Origin of the sequence: Frankia sp. AiPa1 (genome assembly GCF_023243075.1) — a bacterium.
In the GTDB taxonomy this organism is placed as follows: domain Bacteria; phylum Actinomycetota; class Actinomycetes; order Frankiales; family Frankiaceae; genus Frankia.
The window spans coordinates 1-3,172 of sequence record NZ_JALKFZ020000085.1; the positions used below are offsets into that span (position 1 = coordinate 1).

The window sequence follows — 3,172 nt, forward strand, 5'->3', positions numbered from 1 at the left end:
CTCAACACTGCGCACCTCCCTTGGTGGGCGTGTAGGAGTTGGAATCCCCCGCCTTCAGGCGGGGGAGGACGTCAACCGAGGGACGCCCAGAAACCGCAGTGATGCTCGGCCGCGAGGTCGACAGCGCCGATCCGCGCCGGATTGAGCTGCAAGGTCGGTCCGGCGGTGTCGACCAGCTTCGGCCAGGTCGGCGCCGCTGGTGCGCTGGGGACGCCCGTGCGGGCGAAGCTCGTCCAGTAGTCGATCATCGTGTTCGCGAGGGATCGCTGCGGCGCGGCGCCCACGTAGTCGTGGCCGGCCAGGTCGAACAGGTAGGCGAGGTCGGCGGCGTGGGCGGCGCCGGGGTCGAAGGCCGCCGACCCGATGCGGTTGACGTCGGGGGCGTGCGGATCGTCGAACTCGGCGCTGTACACCGTCGATCCGTGCCTCGCCAGGGCGGCGTTCCCGGCGAGCATCGGGCACATCCAGGACGCGTCGGTGATCACCGCCGACCAGGCGAGGGCGGCACTGGGGTAGCTCGCCAGCGGGTACCGCGCCGCGACCCTGGCGGCGTCGGCGCCGAAGGCCATCGCCAGATCATTTGGGTAGGACGCCGCGGTGTAGGTCGGGCGCCGTCTCTCCTGGCCGCCGACGAACGTGCGGTGTTCGTCATGGTTGCCGCTGGAGAGCACCGGGGTGTCGAGCGTCCGGCCGTCGGCGACGGCCTTCCTCGGGTCCCTCGGCAGCAACGGCGTGTCATAGGCGACCACGTTGGAGAACCGCGCGGTGATCCTCACCAGGTCTGTCGTGGATGCCCGGCGCAGGCAGGCCAGCGCCGCGGTGCCGGTGCCGGTGCCGGTGCCGGTGCCGGTGCCGGTGCAGCCAAGGGTTGCCGCTTCGGCAAGCCCGAACCTCTGCCCGTCGGCGAGGCTGACGAACGGGGTCTGCGCGGGTGTGCCGGGCAGCAGGCCGCCGCGCGGCCAGCGCACCTGGCAGGTGCCGCCCGACGACATCGCGACCTTGTCGACCAGCCCGTTGGCCGCCGGTGAGGTGAGCAGCGCGCAGGCGCTCACCGCGCCGGCCGACTCGCCCAAGACGGTGATGTTGCCCGGGTCGCCGCCGAATGCCTCGGCGTTCTGCTTCGCCCAGCGCGTCGCGAGAATCTGGTCGGCGAGCCCGAAGTTCCCGCTGCCGGCGAGACCCGGCAGCGACAGATACCCGAACACGCCCAGCCGGTAGTTCACGGTCACGACCATGACGTGCCCACGGGTCGCGAGCCGCCCCGCGTCGTACAGCGACCCGGAGCCGGTCGTGAACCCGCCGCCGTGCCACCACACCATCACCGGCAGCTTCTCGCCCTGCTGCATCGCCGCCGGGGTGGTGATGGTGAGGAACAGGCAGTCCTCGGAAAGGATTGAGGCGGCACCCGGGCTCGTGGCGGCCTGGGCGCAGCTCGGCCCGGCCCGCGTCGCCTCGACCGTCCCGCCCGCCCTCGGCGCCGCGACCGGCATCGTCCAGCGGCGTGCCCCCGTCGGCGCCTGCGCGTACCGAACGCCGAGGAACTCCCGCGCCCGCCCGGTCGCCATCCCGTGCAGGCGCCCGCTGGACGTGGCGACCGTCAGCGGCGCGGCCTGCGACCGAGCCGACCCGCCCGCGCCTCCCGATCCCCCGCACCCGCTCAGCAGCCCGGCGGCCAGGACAACCACGACCGCGATCGCGACGACCGCGACGGGCAGCGCCCTCAGCGCGGTTCCGTGTCGTCCATGACGAGTATCGGATCTGGGCGCGAGTCCGGCTTTGAGCCTGGCTCCGGGTCGACTGCGCATGGCGGCTCCGCTTTCCCTCGGCGACGGGTGCAGCACCTGACACGCCCCGGCCAAGGACATCGCCGCGGCGGATACTCACCTGCGAGACGTTGTCATGGCCGGGCATGATCTGAGGTTCCTGCCCCGTTTCATCCGGAGGAATGACGGTTGCGCGGAACACCGGCACCCTCGTGGGTGGCCCTGGCCCTGGCCGTCGCCGAGCTGCCGGGCCCGTCGCCGAGAGCCCGGACTCGTCGGGAGGGACTGGACGGCCAGGACTGCGCGGTCAGGACTGCGCGGGGCGCAGGAGCATCCACTGGTGGCCGTAGGGGTCGGCGAGGCGTCCGGCACGGCCGTATGGATGGTCGGTGACGGGGTGGATGACGGCGGCGCCGCGCGCGAGCATCGCGGCGGCCATCAGGTCCGGATCGCTGACCTCGAGCGCCATGATGACCGGGGTGCCGCCGAGAGTCGGCGGGGCCGGATCGCCGTATCCCTCGTCGCGTACCGACAGACGTATGCCGCCGATCAGCATCTGGGCGTCGATGATCCTGCCCTTGTCGTCGAGATGAATCTCGCCGGTCGCCGCGCCGAAAACCTCCCGGTAGAAGGCGAGCGCGGCTGCGGCGCCCCGGACGACCAGGCGTGGATACGCGCCGAACACGTTCTCGGGTTGGGCGGCATCCGCAGCCCGCGGGTGGGTTGCGGCGGGGGTGACACCCTCAGGCGGGGAGGTGAGTTCGGGGCGTGCGGCGGGCGCCGTGTGCTCAGGTGTCACGCGGGCGCCTGTCGCGCGGGAAGGAGTCGTCATGGGGGCATCGTCGCCGGTCCTGGCCGTGCCGGATCCCTCACCGGCGTCCGCCGGACTCGTTGCGTTCCTTGAGCACGTTCTGGGCGGCGTCGATCTGCTCCTTGGTCGGTGTGGTGAACAGGTAGCCCCGGGCGCGGATGTGCGTCAGAAACTCCGTCCGTGGCCCGATACCGTGGGTATCGAGGTAGTAGGCGAGCGCGTCGTTCCAGATCCACGAGCCGTCGGTGCGAATGCTCATCGGGACGACCTTGCCCCGGCCGGGGTCGGTGACGTCCTCGCTGCACGCGGTGGTGCGCAGCAGGAGCCTGCCGGCGTTCAGGTAGTCCAGCAGCCGGGCCCGTTCGGTGGTGTCCGTTATCCGCTCGTGGTTCGCGAAGCTGGGGCGGCCGTCAATGGTCTCATAAACATGGACGATTCGCGGCGGCGGCGGCGGCGGGGGGGAGGGTGGGGTCGGATGCGTCATGTCCCCTCATCCGGTCGAAAGAGTTTCCACATTCCATTGAGCCTTTTCCATCCTGCTATTCGTGGAATGCGTGTTCGAGGGTGAGGATCGCGCGGGCGACCGTTCCGACTCGGC

3 protein-coding genes are annotated in these 3,172 nt (G+C 71.4%); all 3 read right to left on the minus strand.

The features are described 5' to 3' along the window. Positions 1-71: 71 nt before the first annotated feature. The 3 genes from MXD95_RS07540 to MXD95_RS07550 all read right to left on the minus strand — a co-directional run bounded on the left by MXD95_RS07540 (position 72) and on the right by MXD95_RS07550 (position 3,058). A complete protein-coding gene (locus tag MXD95_RS07540) occupies positions 72-1,805 on the minus strand; it encodes a carboxylesterase/lipase family protein (RefSeq protein ID WP_250639817.1) in 1,734 nt (577 codons plus the stop codon). A gap of 265 nt (positions 1,806-2,070) precedes the next feature. Continuing rightward, positions 2,071-2,595, minus strand: coding sequence for a VOC family protein (locus tag MXD95_RS07545; protein ID WP_250639818.1), 525 nt, complete (start codon positions 2,593-2,595; stop codon positions 2,071-2,073). 37 nt (positions 2,596-2,632) lie between these two features. Further along, positions 2,633-3,058, minus strand: a complete 426-nt coding sequence (locus MXD95_RS07550) for a hypothetical protein (RefSeq protein ID WP_250639819.1) — start codon at positions 3,056-3,058, stop codon at positions 2,633-2,635. Positions 3,059-3,172 lie beyond the last annotated feature (114 nt).

Excerpts from the sequence above, each read along its gene's own strand:
- MXD95_RS07540 (WP_250639817.1), bottom strand. The coding sequence starts at position 1,805 with ATGCGCAGTCGACCCGGAGCCAGGCTCAAAGCCGGACTCGCGCCCAGA.
- MXD95_RS07545 (WP_250639818.1), bottom strand. The coding sequence starts at position 2,595 with ATGACGACTCCTTCCCGCGCGACAGGCGCCCGCGTGACACCTGAGCAC.
- MXD95_RS07550 (WP_250639819.1), bottom strand. The coding sequence starts at position 3,058 with ATGACGCATCCGACCCCACCCTCCCCCCCGCCGCCGCCGCCGCCGCGA.